This window comes from Priestia sp. FSL H7-0729, assembly GCF_038005685.1.
Lineage (GTDB): Bacteria > Bacillota > Bacilli > Paenibacillales > Paenibacillaceae > Paenibacillus.
Genome location: NZ_JBBOTQ010000006.1, coordinates 224456 through 242915 on the forward strand (window position 1 = coordinate 224456; position 18460 = coordinate 242915).

Sequence of the window (18460 nt, forward strand, 5' to 3'; positions counted from 1 at the left end):
GACATTCCCCGGGAAATGTTGCAGCGAAAATCGACTGATTATATAAAATGGACTCCTTTTCTTTACACTGTTCACCACGCGGACAGGAGCACGTCTGATTTCTGAATTCTTCTTCACATACATCAGGAATTAATTCTGATCAGTAGTGGCCGTTACGGTTACGGATCGTTCCTTCGATCGCTGTTGTCTCCAAATTTCTGATTGATTTTATTTTTTAAGGTTGAAATATGGAGACAAAGGCGAACGCTACCGCTTCTTCAAAATCGATTCCGTCCCCTTCACTACTTCCAATGATCGTCCATACCTAATGATGATATTTAAGAAAAAGTTGAAATCTTGAAGCAGCGCTTATGCCCCCTAGGCCGTTCCGTTCGTGTGTAAAAAGTCATTCCATTTTATATAGTTTAGCTGTAAATGGGGGAATGATGCAAAGCTAATGAAAATACTGGCCTAATTCAATATACTTTTCGGATCGGCGAGGGAAGCTTCGCGTCTGGATGTATAGTATGGAAGCAACAGCATACCTATCATTAACAAAACAAAGGCGATGAAATAGGGCGATAACCCGACACGAAGTTGCCCGGCTGTGATTGGGCCGATAAAAGAGCCGATGGATGTGGCAATGGATTGCAGCGAGAAAATACGGCCCAACCTGCTTCCTCCGCTCAGACGGATAAATAGGGTTGCCATAGCTGGAAAGATAATGCCTTTGGACATCCCGAGTACAAATAATACGGTGGACAACGGGATTTGCGGAATGGCGGCCATTGCAAAGAAACACAAGGACATCAGCAGCACACCCGCAACCAGACGTAGCTTGGGGGAATACCGGTTAAGGAATAACATGCTCAGTGTGAAAAGAGCTCCAATGCTAATAATGGAAAATAACAACCCGGTAGACATGATGGATGAATGCCCTCCTCCCCGCAGGGGCAGCTCAAAGAAGAGAATCCCTTGAGCACAAGCAATAACCAGAGGCAGGGCAAAATAGCGCCAGGACACCGGGAGGAATGCACTTTTGGCATCTACTGGTGAAACGTCAGGTTTGGCAGGTTCAGTCACTCTCTCATGCTGCTTGATGATGCCACGAGGCATGGTCATGAAAGCAATCACACCTGTAAGAATGAGCAAGTAACCCAAGCCTGAGAATGTAGCAGAGAATCCCATGGAACCCACAATGATCGCACCTGCTGCGGGAGATACCACAGAAGCGAGGGTATGTACTACCCCGTGTCCCGACATATACTTTCCCTGTTTCACCGGATCGCTGGATAACTGTGCAAGCAGGGCGAGACATGCAGGAGACAGAAAGGCCAGTACAAAACCGCTGACGGAACGCAGCGCGAGTAGTTGCCATGGTGTCTGGACGTAGGCTTGCAGGAGCAGGATGAATCCAGCCCCGAGCAGACTGAATACAATGTAGCGGCGACTGCCATGTTTATCAATTTGTGTTCCGGCAATGAGATTGCCAGGTAGATGCGTCAAGGAATAGATGCCCATCATCCAGCCAATGAAAGTAGGGGCGGCTCCCAGCGAGATGGCAAAAGGAGTCAGAATGGGATACTGGGCGTGCAGATCGAATACAGCAAGGAACAAAAACAGGTATAGCCAGATGGCCGTTTTCACATAAGCCCCTCCTTGTTAAGCGATGCATGTGCAAACTACAGGTCTTGAACGTGTTCCCGTTCGCCAGCAGAACCTTATGGTACTACTTGTACGCCTGGCGGGACGAACTTAGACCGTTTATTTTTAAGGGAGAGGGCTTAGCTGACAGCGGCTTCGGAAATCATGTATAATATTCGGGAGTGTTACGAATGAATTCAAATACGGAAGGTGTAGTCATGAACATAGAAGTAATCAAAGAGTTTCTGATGCAGAACTGGTTGGTGATCGTGGTTGCGCTGATCATATTGTTCTTTGTTCTGAATGTGGTCAAAACCGTATTGAAATGGTTGATTGCCATCATCATTATTGCGGCTCTACTGATATACAGCGGCATCTCCATTGATCAGATCAAACAGACAGTGACAGACGTGCAATCCAGTACGATGGACACCTTGAAGAAGGAAGCAACTAGCATGATGCTGAAGGAAGCTTCCAAAGCAACTTACGTCAAAGGATCGGATGGAGCATTTACCATCACAAGTCCCAATGTGGAAATTAAGGGCAGAAATCAATCCGATAAAGTGGATGTGACCTTCCGCGGAATTTCACTTGGCGAATGGAAACTCGACAACGAAACGATACGTACATTTGTCGAACAGGCACAGGAGAACAAAACAGCACCAGCATCGTAGTAAAGGGGGAATCGGTACGTGCTGCAGAATTGGCTGGACAGCCTGAAGGAATTGAATGGCATCACGATTATGTTGTTGCTGATTGTGGCTGCTTCATTATTGCAGGGTTGGTCCAGAGGAGCTTCACGTTCAGCAGGCAGACTCTTTGGGTTCCTGATGGATGGCATTATGGCGGTTATTGGTATTCTGTTGTCGATCGGTTTAACATTGTGGCTTGCGCCATATGTACAGCATTGGCTGTCTGAGTATGCTTCAGCCATGCCTAACCGGGAGCTGAACCGGTGGGAACAGATGTATTATACGTTGATTACGGCGATTGCAGATTTTCCGCTCATGCGGTTCGCTGTATTATTTGTGCTTAGCTATGGACTCATCCGATTGGTTCTCGGATTGCTCTCTTCATTAATTTTCAGTAGCAGGCAGGGATCGGCCGAGGAAAGTGCGCCTAAAGGTATGTTTAGTCGGTTGACGGGTGCATTGATTGGCACGATCATAGGCTCCGTCCGTGGAATGATTGTCATTGCCGTGTTGTTCATGATCGTCAGTCTTTACCCCGGGAGTATGTTCAGTCGATATGTGGAGGCATCTCCCATCTATATGCAAGGGGCCAAATCGGTTATTGAACCGTTGTCTGGTACGTTTATCAAGGACAAGCTTCCCGTATTTACGCAGGCTGTGCAGAAGGAACTGGGCGGCATCCTGCAACGCAAATATGAAGTCATTGACCATAATATTCCGACGGATATTGAATCGGCTGCGAGAGAGGTTGTCAAAGGGCAATCGACAGATGAGGCAAAGGCAAGAGCGCTATATGACTGGGTAGGTTCACGTATTCAGTATGACTATGGTAAAGTGGATGACTATGAGCAAAAGGGCATATGGCATGAACAGAATCCGCAGAATACATTTGATACACGCAAAGGCGTATGTATTGATTATGCCCGTCTCTATGCTGTGATGGCCCGTTCACAAGGACTTGAAGTCAAAGTGGTTACAGGACTTGGTTATAACGGCCAAGGAGGGTACGGTCCGCATGCGTGGAATGAAGTGTATCTGAGTGATTCCGAGAGCTGGGTTCCGCTTGACCCGACATGGGCGATCAGTGGGGACTGGTTCAATCCTCCGAATTTTGCCGACACCCATCTGAAGGATCAATCAGCTTAACCAAACAATGGACATGAGTCCGTAATATGACGACGTTGCCAGGTTATCATGCCGGGAAGAATCAGTTTGAGCGGTATGCATCAAGTCATGAAAGAGGTAGGATGGATGAAAAAGCATTCCAATGAGAAGGATGAACTTACAGACAAACGGCGATTTAGCTACCGGATGAATGTATTTTTCTTCGCTTCCTTTGTTATTTTTAGCGTTATTATCGTACGTTTGGCGTTTTTACAATTTGTCGAAGGGCCTGAGCTTAGTCAGGAAGAAGCAAGTAACATTACCAAGGATGTACCGCTTCCTCCAGTGAGAGGCACGATCTATGATTCTACAGGCGAGGTGAAGTTGGCTTACTCCAAGCCCATTCAGTCGCTATACCTGACGCTGTATAAAAACTATGGGGATGTTGATGGGAAACCGAGTCCCAACATAGGGGAAGTGCAGGATATTGCAACCCGCTTGCATGATGTGTTCGAACAGTACAAGCTGAAGGATTCAGAGTCACTTACGGTCGAACAGATCATTGAAGAGATGGACTTGAATTCACGCAAGGCGAACGGCTTCATGCCACGGCTCATTAAGAGCGATCTGTCCGAGGAGGAAGTTGCTTATTTCCTCCAGCATAAGGATGAGTTCAAAGGCATCCAGGTTGTTGAGGAAAGTGTGCGGTTCTATGATCCGGATACGGTAGCGGTTCAGACCATCGGATATCTCAAGAAGTTCAGAAGCTCGAAATCCTTGAATAAATACAAAGAAGTGGACGAGGCCAACAAAACGCAAACGGATCCGGGTCTGGTGTATACAGAGAATGAATTCGTTGGTTTTGATGGACTGGAACTGCAATATCAGGATGTACTGCGTGGCAAAAGCGGATATACGTCCGTCGATGTCGATTTGCGTAACTTGCCTGAAGGTGTAGCTGGTTCTACCCCGCCGGAGAAAGGTTATGACCTGATATCCAGCATTAACAAGAACGTTCAGGTGAAAACAGAACAAGCTATTCTGGATCAGTTGAGCTGGCTTCATCGGAACCCGGTTTCTGGTCGATTGCATCCGAATGCAAAGACCGGATTTGCAGTTGCAATGGAAGTGGATACGGGAAAAATCGTATCTGCTGCAAGTATGCCGGATTATGATACCAATGTATGGAGAACCGGCGGTATAAGCAATGAAGATTACGATAAAATAAAATATATCTATCAAAATGGTACGATCCGAGGCTTCCCGCCAGACGATACAGGCAAGCGGGCTGAGTCTGTAGTCTTGCTCGGTTCCACGATCAAACCGCTTAGTGTTTTGATCGGTTTGAAGGAAGGGTTCTTCACTACAAATACCGTATATTCGGATAGAGGTTCAACGACCTTTGGTGGAGACAACCGTAGAGTACAGAACTCATCAGGGCATGTGTACGGTGCGATGCGTCCGCATGATGCGATTCGGCATTCCTCCAACGTGTTCATGATCGACGAGATCGGGAAGAAGCTGTATTCGAAGTATGGTGCAGAGGGCATTGGCGTATGGGATGATTACATGAAGCAGTTTGGTCTTGGCGTGAAGACGGAAGTTGATCTGCCGAATGAATATCCTGGTTATTTGGAGTATATCCGAAGTGAAGAGAGCTCCCTCACTAAACTTGTGTATGCCTCCTTCGGTCAGCAAGGAAAATACACAACCATGCAGTTAGCACAGTACACCACGATGCTTGCGAACAAAGGAAAACGGATGGAACCACAATTGGTTAACGAGTTCCGGGATTCGGAAGGTAATGTGGTTGAGAAAGTTAAACCGAAGGTACTCAGCACGGTAGAGTTTAACGACGCCTACTGGAACGAGGTGCAACGAGGCATGGCTACCGAGGTTTCGGCATTTAGCGGCTTCCCTTATGATTTTGCCAGAAAAACAGGTACATCGACGCAACTCGTCGGCGGTAAACTGGTGGATAACGGGGTGTTTATCGCTTACGCACCACGTAATAATCCGAAGCTTGCTGTCGCTGTGGTTATCCCCGAAGGGGGATTTGGTTCGAGTAGTGCGGCTCCGGTTGCACGTGCGATCTTCGATGCCTATGACGAGGAATTCGGTCTCGACGGTGTACCGAAAAAGGACAAAAATAAAGATTCAGAATCGGAATCAGGCGCACAGTGATGTGATGCATTGATTACAGAGAGGACCCTATGGGTCCTCTTTTTTTGTTTTACGCGGAGATTGGGTCATAAGAGTGAGTTAATTAGTTGCATTAATATGTAACCATATGAGCTGTGCGACGTTTATATAAGAGAAGGGTAAACGCTTTTTGAAGAACGAGATAACGTTGATATGTCAGTGTTTACATTGGAATCGGTAGATTGGGTAGTGTACATTTCTGATTACGAAAATGTAACCAAAAATTGAAAGACGTGACAGCTAACCTTTGGTAGACTTGGATGAGTAAGGATTAAATACTGGATTGAATACGTTCACAATACGGATTAAATATTTTATTTTTATAGAGGAACGGGAGAGGCTCAAAACATGTTTAACCGATTGAAGAAGAAACCCATGGCTGAGGAAGACACACCCGTCAATAAGCCTTCCACCGCAAGGCTGAATCTGTTTTTTTTCGCGGCATTTGTCATATTCAGTATCCTTATTTTCAGGTTGGCCTTTGTGCAGTTTGTGGAGGGGCCTGAACTGACGTATATGGAAACGAGTCGTAATACCAAAGATATTCCGCTGGCACCTGTTCGTGGTCCCATCTATGATGCTACGGGAAAAATTGCACTTGCTTACTCGGAACCTGTACAGTCCCTGTATGTGCTCTTATATGAGGATTATCGGAACGATGAACGCAGGCAGGAAGCAGAGGAACTGGCTCATGATCTCGCGGCTGTGTTTAAGCAGTTTAATCCAGGGGACAAGGAGCAGCCGGACGCGGAAGAGATCATTAAACGGCTGGATCTGGATTACCAGAAAACGTTCGGATATGTGCCGAGGCTGGTGAAGTCTGATCTATCGACCAAAGAAATTGCCTTTTTCATGGAGAAAAAAGCGGAATATCCAGGCGTGATGGTGCTGGAAGAAAACATACGGAAATATGACCCGGATGGTGTAGCCGTTCAGGTTGTCGGTTATACAAGAGAGTTCAAGCGAGCACCAGACAGCCTTGCCAAATATAAGGCCATCCGCGAGGGGGCAAGTACCCAGCGTGATCCAGGGCTTGTGTATCATGAGGAAGAAAAGGTTGGCTTCGATGGATTGGAGCTGCAATACCAGGAGGAACTTCGTGGACGAAGTGGCTACCAGTCCATTGATATTGATGCACGTAATCTGCCGGATGGAACGATGCTACAGACTCCACCCGAGAAAGGCTACAGTCTGGTTTCCACCATTAATAAGGAAATTCAGATGGCCGCCCAAGAGGCGATAACGGACGAACTGCGCAGACTCCCGAAGGCGATTACCGGATATGCAGTAGCCATGGAAGTGGATACGGGAAATGTGGTAGCGATGGCGAGTATGCCGGATTATGATCCGAACGATTGGGATTATGACAAAATCAAGTTTGTATTCCGGAACGGAACCACTGAGTCGTTCCCTCCAAATGATGCCAAGCCTAGTCATGCTGAATCCGTAGTACTTCTTGGATCAGTAATCAAGCCGCTAAGTGTGCTTATTGGATTAAAAGAGGGACTATTTACAGCAGGACAGACCTATCATGATCAGGGATATGCCATTCTGGGAAAAGATGGACGACAAGTGAGAAACTCGCATTCCGCTTATAATGGTTCCATTACGGCCAGAAAAGCAATCGAGAAATCCTCCAATGCTTTCATGATCGATATGGTGGGTAAGCGCCTGTTAAATAAATATGGCTCAACTAAGGGTGTTAAGGTGTGGGATGAACATATGAAAGATTTCGGATTGGGTGTCTCTACGGGTATCGATTTACCCAAAGAATACCTAGGCACTTTAGAATATAATAATGATGAAACGGAATCAGCTCTAACACGTTTGGCGTTTGCCTCGTTTGGACAACAAGCGAAGTACACTACTATGCAACTCGCACAATACACGACGATGCTTGCCAATAAAGGAAAACGGATGGAGCCTCACTTGGTGAAGGAAATCCGTGATGCGGATGGCAATGTGGTGAAGGAAATCAAACCTAAGGTTCTTAATGAAGTTGATTTTGCCGATGCGCACTGGAATGAAGTGCATAAAGGTATGGTTACCAAAGTAAGTTCATTTGACGGTTTCCCATACGATTATGCACGAAAAACAGGAACATCAGAGCAGGGGACCGGACCGAACAAAAAAGAGAATGGTGTATTTATAGCCTTTGCCCCACGGGATAATCCAAAGCTTGCTGTAGCTGTTGTTGTACCGGAAGGTGGGTTCGGGTCAGTCAGTGCGTCGCCGATTGCACGGAAAATCTTCGATGCATACGATGAAGTGTACGGTCTTGACGGGACACCAAAAGGGAAAAAAGACGAAGCAAAAGACAAAGAGTAACGCAAAGAACATCGCGGGAATCAGCTCTTTTAGCATTGTAACCAAAAGGTTCATGAAGTGAATTAAATGTATATGAGGACAGGCAGGGGAAATAATCCCTTGCCTTTTTTTTTGGCTTCGGATAAAATTTGCACAAGGGAAACATTATTAGTCTTGATTAAAACTTAATACCTTGTACAACAAAATTAGATGTGGACAATACTTTTAGGAGAGGGAAAGGGGACGATTGAATTGTTAATGGTGAAGATGAGGAGTATTCAGAGGGGGATCATCACGCTAGCGGCTCTGGTGCTGGTTGTCGTACTTTCAGCATGTTCAAGTGATGCGGAGACGAGCAGCGAGGGCAAGCTGCAAGTAACCGCTACAACAGGCATGATCGCTGACGTAGCACGTGAGGTAGGCGGAGCATATGTTGAGGTTACCGGGCTCATGGGCCCGGGCGTTGACCCCCACTTGTACAAGGCATCCCAAGGTGATATTCGCAAGCTGGAACAAGCAAAAGTCATTTTCTATAATGGACTGCATCTCGAAGGCAAAATGACAGACATTTTGGAGAAAATGTCCTCAAGCAAGCTGGTTACAGCCGTTACAGAGACCATTCCAGTCGAGGAGTTACACTCAGGCAAAGACACAGGCGGCACGGAATATGACCCACACGTCTGGTTTAACGTCAGCCACTGGATGCATGCGGCAGAGGCCGTGCGCGATACGCTCGTGGAGGCGGACCCGGATCATGCGGAAGAATACAAGGCTCAGGCAGAGACATACCTGGCGAAGCTCAAAGATCTGGATACCGAGGTACGCGAGAAGATTCTGGAGATTCCGGAAGCAAGCCGGGTATTGGTCACGGCACATGATGCATTTGGATATTTCGGTCAGGCTTATGGCATGAAAGTGATGGGGCTTCAGGGAATTAGTACAGCAGCCGAATACGGTGCAAAAGATGTTAGCGAACTTAGAGATTATCTCGTGGATAACCAGATCAAAGCCGTTTTTGTTGAATCGAGTGTGCCTGCCAAAGCGATGGAAGCCATTATTGCCGGAGCGGCTCAAAAAGGGCATACGGTCAGCATTGGTGGAGAACTGTTCTCGGATGCCATGGGGGCTGAAGGAACGGAAGAAGGCACATATATCGGTATGATTCGCCACAATGTTGAGACGATTGTAGAAGCCTTAAAATAATGAATCCTATGAAGAGAGGAGTACAGGATTATGAATGATACCATTTTATCGCAACAAACCCCTACGAATCTGAGCAATAGTCACTTGCAGGGAACGCAGCCTACGTCGGCTCCTCTTAGTGTGAGGGATTTGGCCGTTGCCTATCACAAAAAGCCGGTGCTTAGCAGTGTATCCTTCGATATCCCGGAAGGACAGCTCATCGGAATACTCGGACCGAATGGTGCAGGGAAATCGACCCTGATCAAAGCCGTTCTGGGACTGGTACCGAAGATGCATGGAGAGGTACGGATCTTCGGACAATCGTACCGGGAACAACGTCGCCACATTGGATATGTACCACAACGAGAATCGGTCGACTGGGATTTTCCAACGCATGCACTCGATGTGGTTATGATGGGACGGTATGGTCATCTGGGCTGGTTCCGTCGTCCGGGGAAAAAAGAGCGGGACCTGGCGGCACACTGTCTGGAGCAAGTTGGCATGGGCGATTACATGTACCGGCAGATCAGCCAACTGTCGGGTGGACAGCAGCAACGTGTCTTTCTGGCGCGGGCACTCGTGCAAGACGCAGACCTGTATTTCATGGATGAGCCCTTTGCAGGTGTGGATGCTACCACGGAGAAAGCGATCATTTCCCTGTTGGAACAGTTGAAGAAACAAGGCAAGACGGTACTGGTTGTTCACCATGATCTGGCGACAGTTGAGGAATACTTCGACCATGTGCTGCTGCTTAATGGACGACTGGTGGCAGGTGGACCAACAAGTGAAGTATTTGTACCGGATACACTGCAAGAAACGTACGGAGGCCGGATTGCGATGATCGGAAGCCGGACGGAGAAAGGCCAGGTGTAGTACATGTGGAACTGGATCGTTGCCATCTTGTCCGACCCCAATACACGTTGGATATTGCTTGGCTGTCTGCTGCTTGGATTCAGCAGTGGAATTATTGGCTCCTTCACCTTCCTTCGTAAGCAGAGTCTGATGGGGGACACCCTTGCTCATGCTGCTCTGCCTGGGATCTGTATTGCATTTATGTTGACGGAAACGAAGTCTGTAGGATTATTCCTGTTTGGTGCGCTGGTGGCTGGTATCGTTGCTACCTTCGGAATTTCGTGGATTACGCGCTACTCCCGGATCAAGCAAGATGCGGCGATGGGCATTGTGTTGACCGTATTTTTCGGGATTGGTGTAGTGATGCTGACACGTATCCAGCATGGAGCGAGCGGAAGCCAAAGCGGACTTGATAAATATTTGTTTGGGCAGGCGGCATCCATGGTCATGACGGATGTGTATGTCATGGGGGGCGTATGTCTCGTGCTACTGATCGCCTGTCTGGCTTGGTTCAAGGAATTCAAACTGGTCAGCTTTGACCCGGGATTTGCACGAGGTATGGGACTGCCAGTTGCCATGTTGGAGCAGCTTATTCTGCTCTTGACTGTAATCGCGGTGGTGGCCGGGATTCAGGCGGTTGGTGTGGTGCTTGTTGCAGCCTTGCTGGTAACTCCGGCAGCAGCGGCACGTTGCTGGACCGACTCACTCGCACTGATGGTGGTGTTGGCCGGCATATTTGGTGCATTGAGTGGAGCAACAGGAACCATCTTCAGCACACTTGTACCTAATCTCCCAACAGGTCCTGTAACTGTTCTTGCGGCTACGGTGTTGTTTGCCGGATCAGCCTTGCTCGCTCCTCGTCGTGGATTATTAGCTCGACGGTTACGCAGTATTCAGGCCAAATCCGCGTATATGCGTGAAGAGCGGGCTACACTTCAGACTCTCGCCACACAGCGGAATCAGCAGGAACGGGGGGAGATGTAATGGTAACGTTTTGGATTATCTTAACGGCTGTATTGGTATCTTCTGCTTGTGCCATCCTCGGTTGTTTTCTGATTTTGCGGCGAATGGCTCTGGTCGGGGATGCGATAAGCCATGCGGTTCTCCCTGGTATTGCGATTGCTTTCCTGTGGAGCGGTTCCAGAGATTCTTTGTGGATGCTGCTCGGTGCCACCGTGTTTGGACTACTGACCGTGTTCTTCATACAGAGTTTGCAGGCAGGGGGACTCTCGTCTGATGCCTCCATCGGAATTGTGTTCACAGCACTCTTCGCCGTAGGGGTCATTCTCATTAGTTTGAACGCTCAGCACATTGATCTGGATCTGGACTGTGTCTTGTTCGGCGAGATCGCTTATGTACAGTGGGATACACTAACCCTTGGAGGTACGGATGTCGGGCCGAGAGCAGTCTGGATGCTGGGCATCACTTTGCTGGTCATCCTCGTCGTCATTGGGCTGTTCTACAAACAGTTCAAGCTATGTGCCTTCGATCCGGCGCTGGCTGCGGCCTGCGGTATTCCAGTAGTGTTGTTCCACTATCTACTCATGGGACTCGTTTCCATGACATCCGTAGCTTCATTTGAAAGCGTTGGTTCGATTCTCGTGGTGGGCATGTTGATTGTACCTGCGGCGACGGCTTACCTGCTCACAGATCGTCTGGGGAAAATGATTCTGTATGCCGTCCTGATCGGGGCAGCTTCCTCGGTTGGAGGTTACATCATGGCATACGCTCTGGATGCTTCCATCGCGGGCTGCATGGTGGCGGTTGCTGGAATTCTGTTTGTTCTCGCACTGCTGCTGTCTCCGAAACATGGCATCGTATTCCGTTACGCTCGTCGCAAATTCGCGGCACGGTAATTGAATTTCATGTGAATTAAAGGTAGAAAAAACAAGATTATAACAAGCCGTCTGCATGGCAGGCGGTTTTCTGCGTGTCTGGACGTATGACTTTTACAAAGGGCAACCGCATATAAGATATACAATATAAAATGATATTGTAGCGTCATCCTGCCGATTACGGGTTATTTTGTTGCATACAGATGATCTGTGGTAAAATGTCGTTAGCTGTGACGTCCGGAGCGTCCGTTGTTACGGGTGCCGGGCGATCTTGTTGTGAAAGAATGTTTAAAATCAGATAAAGAGAACCTTTAAGTTGAACTGGAGAACCATTGTGGAACGGAGAGGGCAGAAAGGACCTAGAGAAACGAAGTGGTCGCGTTTATAACTGGATTTTTCCATTGTAGATGGAATCAAGAAGTTCAGGGGATAACAGCGATCGAAAGGTTTTCTGCCCGCGTAGTGCCTGAATGGATATCCATGAGTTCAATTTGGAGAGAGAGACAACCTAGGAGGAACTACTGTATGAGTGAACTGAAATACAAATTGCTTGCATTGGATATGGATGGAACATTGCTTAACGATAATCATGAAATTACGCAGGAGACCGCCAAGTGGATTCAGATTGCCATTCGTCGGGGTGTGCATGTGTGCCTATCCACGGGAAGAGCCGTATTCCACGCGATGCCTTATGCGGTGCAGCTTGGGCTGGAGACACCGATGGTTACCGTTAACGGCAGTGAGGTATGGAAAGCCCCGCATGATCTGCATATGCGTCATCTGATGGACCCGGTATTGATTCGCAGAATGCAGGAGATCGGTGAGAAATATAACAGCTGGTACTGGGCATACTCCGTGGAAGAGCTGTTCAACCGTGACCGCTGGACGGACAATATCGAAGGTCTGGAATGGTTGAAATTCGGCTTCAATACCGAAGTGGATGAAGTTCGTCACCAGATCATGATGGAACTGCAACAAATGGGTGGTCTGCAAATGACGAATTCCTCACCCGTTAATATTGAGATCAATCCTGCTGGCGTATCCAAAGCTAGTGGTGTAGCGGAAGTCTGCAAGCTGCTGGGCATCGAGATGTCCGAAGTTGTTGCTGTCGGAGACAGCTTGAACGATCTGGCTGTTATTGAGGCCGTGGGTCTTGGCGTGGCTATGGGCAATGCGCAGGAACAGGTGAAGGAAGCGGCTGATCTCATCGTAGCGAGTAACAATGAAGACGGCATCGTCGAAGTGATTCGTGAACATATTTTGAAGGGGGAGTAACCTTTGCTCGCAACCGTTGCCTGGATTATAATTGTGCTGCTGTTTGCAGTGGGGATGGCTGGAACGGTTTATCCTATACTGCCTGGTGCTGTAGCGATTTTCTTCGCGTTTCTGGTCTACGGCTGGTTCTTTAGTTTTGATCCGTTCGGTGTGTGGTTCTGGATCATCCAGATTCTGATTGTGGTTGTGTTGTTCGTGGCTGATTATGTCGTCAGCGCATGGGGCGTGAAGAAGTTTGGTGGCTCCAAGTTATCGACCACGCTCAGTACCATTGGTGTGATCATTGGCCCATTTGTCATTCCGGCATTCGGACTGGTATTGGGACCATTTATCGGTGCTTTTATCGGGGAACTAATCGGAGGGTCTTCACCTTCCAAAGCATCAAAAGTCGGATTTGGTTCCGTGGTAGGGCTATTTACGAGCACCGTGATGAAAATTATTTTGCAAATCGTCATGATTGTTCTCTTTATTATCTGGGTGGTAAGATTCGCCTAATTGTTCAGGATTAGCTTCAACGGGATGCATGTCCGGTGTGGAGGAAAGAAGGGGAATTCGTTTGTCTAAGAAAGAAACATTCATAAGGGGTACGCTCATTCTGGCGGCCGCTGCGCTGATCGCGAGAGTACTCGGATTGGTTCAGCGGGTACCGCTTGAGCATATCCTCGGAGACGTCGGTAACGCATCGTTTACGATCTCCAATACGGTATATTTAATGCTGTTAACTGTAGCAACGGCGGGCATACCAAGTACACTTAGCAAAATGGTGTCGGAACGTTATGCGCTCGGACGTGCGGGTGAAGCCCAACAGATCTACCGTGCAGCCCTGATCTTTGCGGCTGTCGCCGGGGTAGTCATGTCTGCTTTGTTGTGGTTCGCGGCACCTTATTATGCCACGTATGTCTCCAAAGTACCGGCATCGGTCAGCGCCATTCGCGCTTTGGCTCCAGCCTTGCTGCTGTTCCCAGCCATTGCGATGATGCGTGGATATTTCCAGGGACGTGGCAACATGACAGCAGGCGGTATTTCACAGATTGTGGAACAGTTCGCCCGTGTAGGTACAGCCATTATCGTGGCTTATGTTATGCTGCAATGGAATTATGATGACCAAACGATTGCTGCGGGTGCCTCATTTGGTGGGGTATTAGGAAGTGTGGGCGCCTTTGGTGTCATGTTGTACTTCACCCTGAAGCTGCGTCGTAGCGACCGCGCGGCCCAATTGAATTACGAGCCTGCAAAGCAGCTACCGATGCGAGGTATCTACAGTGATATCTTCAAGCTGTCTATTCCAATTGTGCTGTCCTCACTTGCAGTTCCAGCCATTAACTTCATCGATTCATCCCTTGTGGTTCCACTGCTTAGTGGCCAGATCGGACTCGAAGAAGCGACAGGTGTCCTTGCGATCCTTGGTGCGAAGGCCCAAAGTATTGCGGGTATTCCTCCGATTCTGGCTATCGCTTTGAGTCAGTCGTTGGTGCCTGTCATTTCGGCAGCATTTGCCCGCAAAGATGAAGCCCATCTGAAGAATCAGGTTACACTTGCGTTGCGCATTTCGATTCTGACAGGTATGCCGATTGTCATTGCACTATGTGCGGCGGCGTATTCGGTCAACGGATTGCTGTTTACCAATCTGGATGGAACGCCGATCATTGCCTTGCTGACATTCGGTACCATTTTCCAGATTACGATGATGACCACCAACTCCATCTTGCTTGGGGTGGGTAAACCGCGGATTACGATGGTGAGTGTGGCAGCAGGTGTTGTGATCAAATTGGTCGCAAGTTTGATTCTGGCGCCAATCTTCGGTATTTACGGCATTATTATTGCAACGGCACTGTGTTTCCTGGTGATCACATACCTGAATCTGCGTGTCCTGCGCAAAATCGTTGATTTCTCCATCATGGGAGATCGTTGGAAAGGGTTTATCATTACGGTCTTGCTTGCAGCAGGTGTAGGATTTGCAACGAACTGGATTGGAAATATGATTTTTGGACTGTTCCTGCCAGCGCGTGTATCCTTCTTGTTTACCTGCCTTGTGGTTGGTGTGCTTGTGGTGGTGGTGTATCTGGTTCTCATGGTTGTGCTGCGTGTCCTGCGCAAGGACGAGCTGGGCAGTTATCCCCGTATTCTGCAAAAAATTCTCCGTCCACTTATGCGTCTCCAACGTGGAGCTGGGCAAAGAGGTTAAGAATACAAGGAGCATCATTCAAACTCCAATATGTTGTGAAAATAGGATACAAGCTCTGTCTGCTATTGAAGCGGACAGGGCTTTTTATATATTTGTCAATCCTCAGCATCAGTGTGTGATGGCTTTAGCATCATGAGCCAGTGCTGTTTTCAGCATACCATACCGGTGTTCGTGACTCATCTCAAACAGCCATGGCCGGCGCGGTGCCGTCAGATAACCGAGACAATCCCGAGTCTGAAGCCAGTCTTGTCTGGTAATCGGTTCATAAGGCGTGTCCCCCCATACGGCGAGCAGTTCCGGACTATATAGTCGTTGCCCTTCTGGAAGCCATTCTTCATCAAGTAGCGCTTGAGCGTATAATGTCTGATCACCTGCCTCGTCTTCATGATTGGTAAACAGGCCAGGCCAATATTCGGCACGCGAGCCACGATGGGGAACCGAACGTGCGAATGCCAACACTTGTGTGTGTACTTGCTCCATTCCAAACAACAGGGCATATAGCCCTTTGCCAAACATGATTCGCTCATCCAATTTGCCAAAATGTTCAATGACGCGTCCTGCGAGTCCTGCTCCCCGCCCAAGAGGAAAGACGATATGATTCAGACCGGCCAGATTATGCAGATGGAATGCGGGTTTGGAGAGTACTTCTTTTTGAAAATAAGGATGTTGCACGACCCGGCTCTCGATATAGTTCTGCTCATTAATAATTAATGCCACACTAAGCAGTGAACTGCACCGTTCCAGCCAAAAGCGTTCCCAAAACGGCGTCATGAACGCCGACACGTGAAAGTGTGACAAGAGATGGAAACAACTTCGTCCGATCCGGCGACTGTGCATATACAGCTGAAGCTGGGGATAGGCATCCTGGAAAATGAGTGCATTGCATCGCTCCAGCAGCCGGTACATATGCTCGCGATCGCTCTGATTTTGAAGATTATGCATCAAATCACTCTGAAGATCTGTCATGTGATAACCACCGTTACGAGAGACCATATGGGCCAGCAGTGCCCAATGCAGTTCAGGATATTGTTCATAACATTCGAGATAGGCTGCCGTGCGAGTGATATTACTCCGATTATGCTCTTGAGTGAGTGTCTTAATCTCTTCCAGGATGATGCAATCTTCTTCGCAGACGAGTGCGCTTTGAACCTGGTCCGTACGTGCAAAAGACTTGCTGCTGGCAGGTAACAAACGCTCCACTTCAGACTGCAGGGCAGCTGCCGTATCGGTATCCCACTGGATGTCACGCATTGGGTGACGAAGCTGTGCTGAAGCTTGCCATGCAGCTTGTTTGCCACGCCAGATTTCCCGGGCAGCACCCGGAATGGAACGGACAATCTGCAAGAGGGACCCGTGATGCTGTTCGCTGGAAGAATCGGTTCTGATGGAAGTCATGATGTGACATCCTTTCATGATGTACTGCATTTAAATGCACAGTCCATGTGGTTTATTCTAAGTATGCGCTGATTATTTGACTTCCACTCGCCAATTTGCTTCACTTAGGGTAAGACAAGGTACAGAAAGGGAGATGAATCGAATGGAACAGATTACTTCCAAACCGGCTTTTGATGTAGCCATCCAATCCCCGCGTTTGACGATTGCCGTATTCAAGGCAGACTGGTGTGGTGACTGCAAATACATCGATCCGTTTATGCCTGAGGTTGAAGAGAAATATGCACGTGAACTGACTTTAATTGAGGTCGACGTGGATCAGGTTGGAACGGTTAGTGAAGAGCAGAATATTCTTGGCATTCCTAGCTTTGTGGCGTATACAGATGGCCGTGAACTTGTACGGTATGTGAACAAGCTGCGCAAGTCGAGAGAAGAGATTGAGCAGTTCCTGGATCGCGCAGTCGAAGTGTACAACACGATCCATAAATGATTATAAAAGTATGACAGGTTCATGTTGTTAAAGGGTATACTAGATGAAACGCCATTTCTCTTGAAATAGGGAAATGGCGTTTGTGTGTTCAGGGCTCTGTTCAAGATGCAATTAACTGGCATATCCCTCATAGATATAACTTCAATGACCTGTCGGTCATTATTTCACCAGACGTTAACATTTTGTCACAAAGCGCGGGCGTCAATGAACATTTTATCCGGTATAATGAATTTAGTTGTGAAATAAGTGTCAAAGTACCGAAACAAGCGGAGAATATTCTTCGCCATCTTAAACCAACAGCGGGTGAGAAAAAATTGAAACACTTAACTTTGTTTAAATGGTTAACCGTATTAACCTGTCTCGTCATGTTTCTGGCCACTTTTGGTGGAGGCATCGTAACCAAAACGGAATCGGGCCTTGGCTGCGGAACAGAATGGCCTTTATGTAACGGAAAACTCGTTCCTGCACATACTGTGGCTTCACTTATTGAATATTCCCATCGTGCTGTAAGCGCACTGGCTGGACTTCTGTCCATAGCCTCGTTTGTTGCTTTTCTGCGGTTCGGCAAGTCACGCCGTGACCTGCAATTGTTCTCTTTCTTAACCTTGGTATTTGTTATCGTCCAGGGTATTATGGGGGCTTTTGCCGTCGTCTTCTCCCAATCTTCAGCAGTTATGGCACTGCATTTCGGTTTTGCACTGATTGCTTTTGCCAGTTCCCTAATGATGGCGCTGGGCATAAGGCAGGAGGCAAAAGATGGTGGATTGGAGCGTCTGAATAAATACCCTCGGGTTAGTAAAAAATTCAGGAATCTGGTCTGGTTTTCCACCATTTACACATATCTCGTGGTATACACAGGTGCATTTGTGAGTCACACGGATTCTGCCGGCGGATGTTCTGGATTTCCGCTCTGTAACGGGCAGATTATTCCTGAGCTTTCGGGTGGGGTAGCGGTTGCTTTTGCTCACCGTGCAGCAGCTGCGTCGCTCGTCATTGTAATCGCAATTTTGGGTCACTTCGCTTACCGTAATCATCCGGACAACAAGGAAATGCGTACTCTGGGTGTGGTATCCGTTGTTCTTATTCTGATGCAAGTAGTCATTGGTATTTTCATGATGGTGACAATGAACCGTCCGGAAGTATACATGTTTGTAGCTCTTGCTCATATGTTGGATATTGCCATATTGTTCGGGGTCTTAACGTATATGAGTTTCCTGGTGTACAAGCTGCATCGCCCGGCTAATCGTTTCTAAGATATAGATCCATTCTTTTTCCAAAGGTACTTGGGCTAAATATGAAAGTCCACCATCCAGTGATGTAC

15 protein-coding genes are annotated in these 18460 nt (G+C 47.9%); 13 read left to right on the plus strand and 2 right to left on the minus strand.

Features of this window, described 5'->3' with window-relative positions:
* Positions 1–450: 450 nt before the first annotated feature.
* Positions 451–1626, minus strand: coding sequence for an MFS transporter (locus MHH93_RS16300; protein WP_192135861.1), 1176 nt, complete (start codon positions 1624–1626; stop codon positions 451–453).
* A gap of 188 nt (positions 1627–1814) precedes the next feature.
* Between MHH93_RS16300 and MHH93_RS16305 the strand changes: the two genes are divergently transcribed.
* The 11 genes from MHH93_RS16305 to MHH93_RS16355 all read left to right on the plus strand — a co-directional run bounded on the left by MHH93_RS16305 (position 1815) and on the right by MHH93_RS16355 (position 15257).
* A complete protein-coding gene (locus MHH93_RS16305; protein ID WP_500054861.1) occupies positions 1815–2297 on the plus strand; it encodes an ATPase in 483 nt (160 codons plus the stop codon).
* A gap of 69 nt (positions 2298–2366) precedes the next feature.
* Complete coding sequence (locus tag MHH93_RS16310; protein WP_500054925.1) at positions 2367–3461, plus strand: transglutaminase domain-containing protein; 1095 nt, start codon at positions 2367–2369, stop codon at positions 3459–3461.
* A gap of 105 nt (positions 3462–3566) precedes the next feature.
* The gene (locus MHH93_RS16315; protein WP_500054862.1) at positions 3567–5603 is read left to right on the plus strand and encodes a peptidoglycan D,D-transpeptidase FtsI family protein; all 2037 of its coding nucleotides are present in this window, start codon (positions 3567–3569) and stop codon (positions 5601–5603) included.
* 366 nt (positions 5604–5969) lie between these two features.
* Entirely contained in the window at positions 5970–7949 is a 1980-nt protein-coding gene (locus tag MHH93_RS16320; protein WP_500054863.1) for a peptidoglycan D,D-transpeptidase FtsI family protein, read from the plus strand.
* A gap of 237 nt (positions 7950–8186) precedes the next feature.
* The gene (locus MHH93_RS16325; RefSeq protein WP_500054926.1) at positions 8187–9131 is read left to right on the plus strand and encodes a metal ABC transporter solute-binding protein, Zn/Mn family; all 945 of its coding nucleotides are present in this window, start codon (positions 8187–8189) and stop codon (positions 9129–9131) included.
* Positions 9132–9161: 30 nt separating this feature from the next.
* Positions 9162–9983, plus strand: a complete 822-nt coding sequence (locus tag MHH93_RS16330) for a metal ABC transporter ATP-binding protein (RefSeq protein ID WP_500054864.1) — start codon at positions 9162–9164, stop codon at positions 9981–9983.
* A 3-nt stretch (positions 9984–9986) separates the two neighbouring features.
* Complete coding sequence (locus MHH93_RS16335) at positions 9987–10946, plus strand: metal ABC transporter permease (protein WP_091037906.1); 960 nt, start codon at positions 9987–9989, stop codon at positions 10944–10946.
* Positions 10946–11818, plus strand: a complete 873-nt coding sequence (locus tag MHH93_RS16340; protein ID WP_500054865.1) for a metal ABC transporter permease — start codon at positions 10946–10948, stop codon at positions 11816–11818. The genes MHH93_RS16335 and MHH93_RS16340 overlap by 1 nt, the downstream gene beginning before the upstream one ends.
* A 504-nt stretch (positions 11819–12322) precedes the next feature.
* A complete protein-coding gene (locus tag MHH93_RS16345) occupies positions 12323–13072 on the plus strand; it encodes a Cof-type HAD-IIB family hydrolase (RefSeq protein ID WP_091020802.1) in 750 nt (249 codons plus the stop codon).
* Between the two features lie 3 nt (positions 13073–13075).
* A complete protein-coding gene (locus tag MHH93_RS16350; RefSeq protein ID WP_500054866.1) occupies positions 13076–13567 on the plus strand; it encodes a DUF456 domain-containing protein in 492 nt (163 codons plus the stop codon).
* Between the two features lie 61 nt (positions 13568–13628).
* On the plus strand, positions 13629–15257 hold the full coding sequence (locus MHH93_RS16355; RefSeq protein WP_500054867.1) for a putative polysaccharide biosynthesis protein: 1629 nt from the start codon (positions 13629–13631) through the stop codon (positions 15255–15257).
* A gap of 108 nt (positions 15258–15365) precedes the next feature.
* Here the strand turns inward: MHH93_RS16355 and MHH93_RS16360 are convergent, their stop codons facing one another.
* Positions 15366–16652, minus strand: a complete 1287-nt coding sequence (locus MHH93_RS16360; protein WP_500054868.1) for a DUF2515 family protein — start codon at positions 16650–16652, stop codon at positions 15366–15368.
* A gap of 142 nt (positions 16653–16794) precedes the next feature.
* Here MHH93_RS16360 and MHH93_RS16365 point away from each other — a divergent pair, with 142 nt between their 5' ends.
* Together MHH93_RS16365 and MHH93_RS16370 are read left to right on the plus strand one after the other, a co-directional pair.
* Positions 16795–17139 (plus strand): thioredoxin family protein, encoded by a 345-nt coding sequence (locus tag MHH93_RS16365; RefSeq protein WP_017692403.1) that lies wholly within the window; start codon positions 16795–16797, stop codon positions 17137–17139.
* 314 nt (positions 17140–17453) lie between these two features.
* Entirely contained in the window at positions 17454–18392 is a 939-nt protein-coding gene (locus MHH93_RS16370; RefSeq protein WP_036605745.1) for a COX15/CtaA family protein, read from the plus strand.
* Positions 18393–18460: the final 68 nt, after the last annotated feature.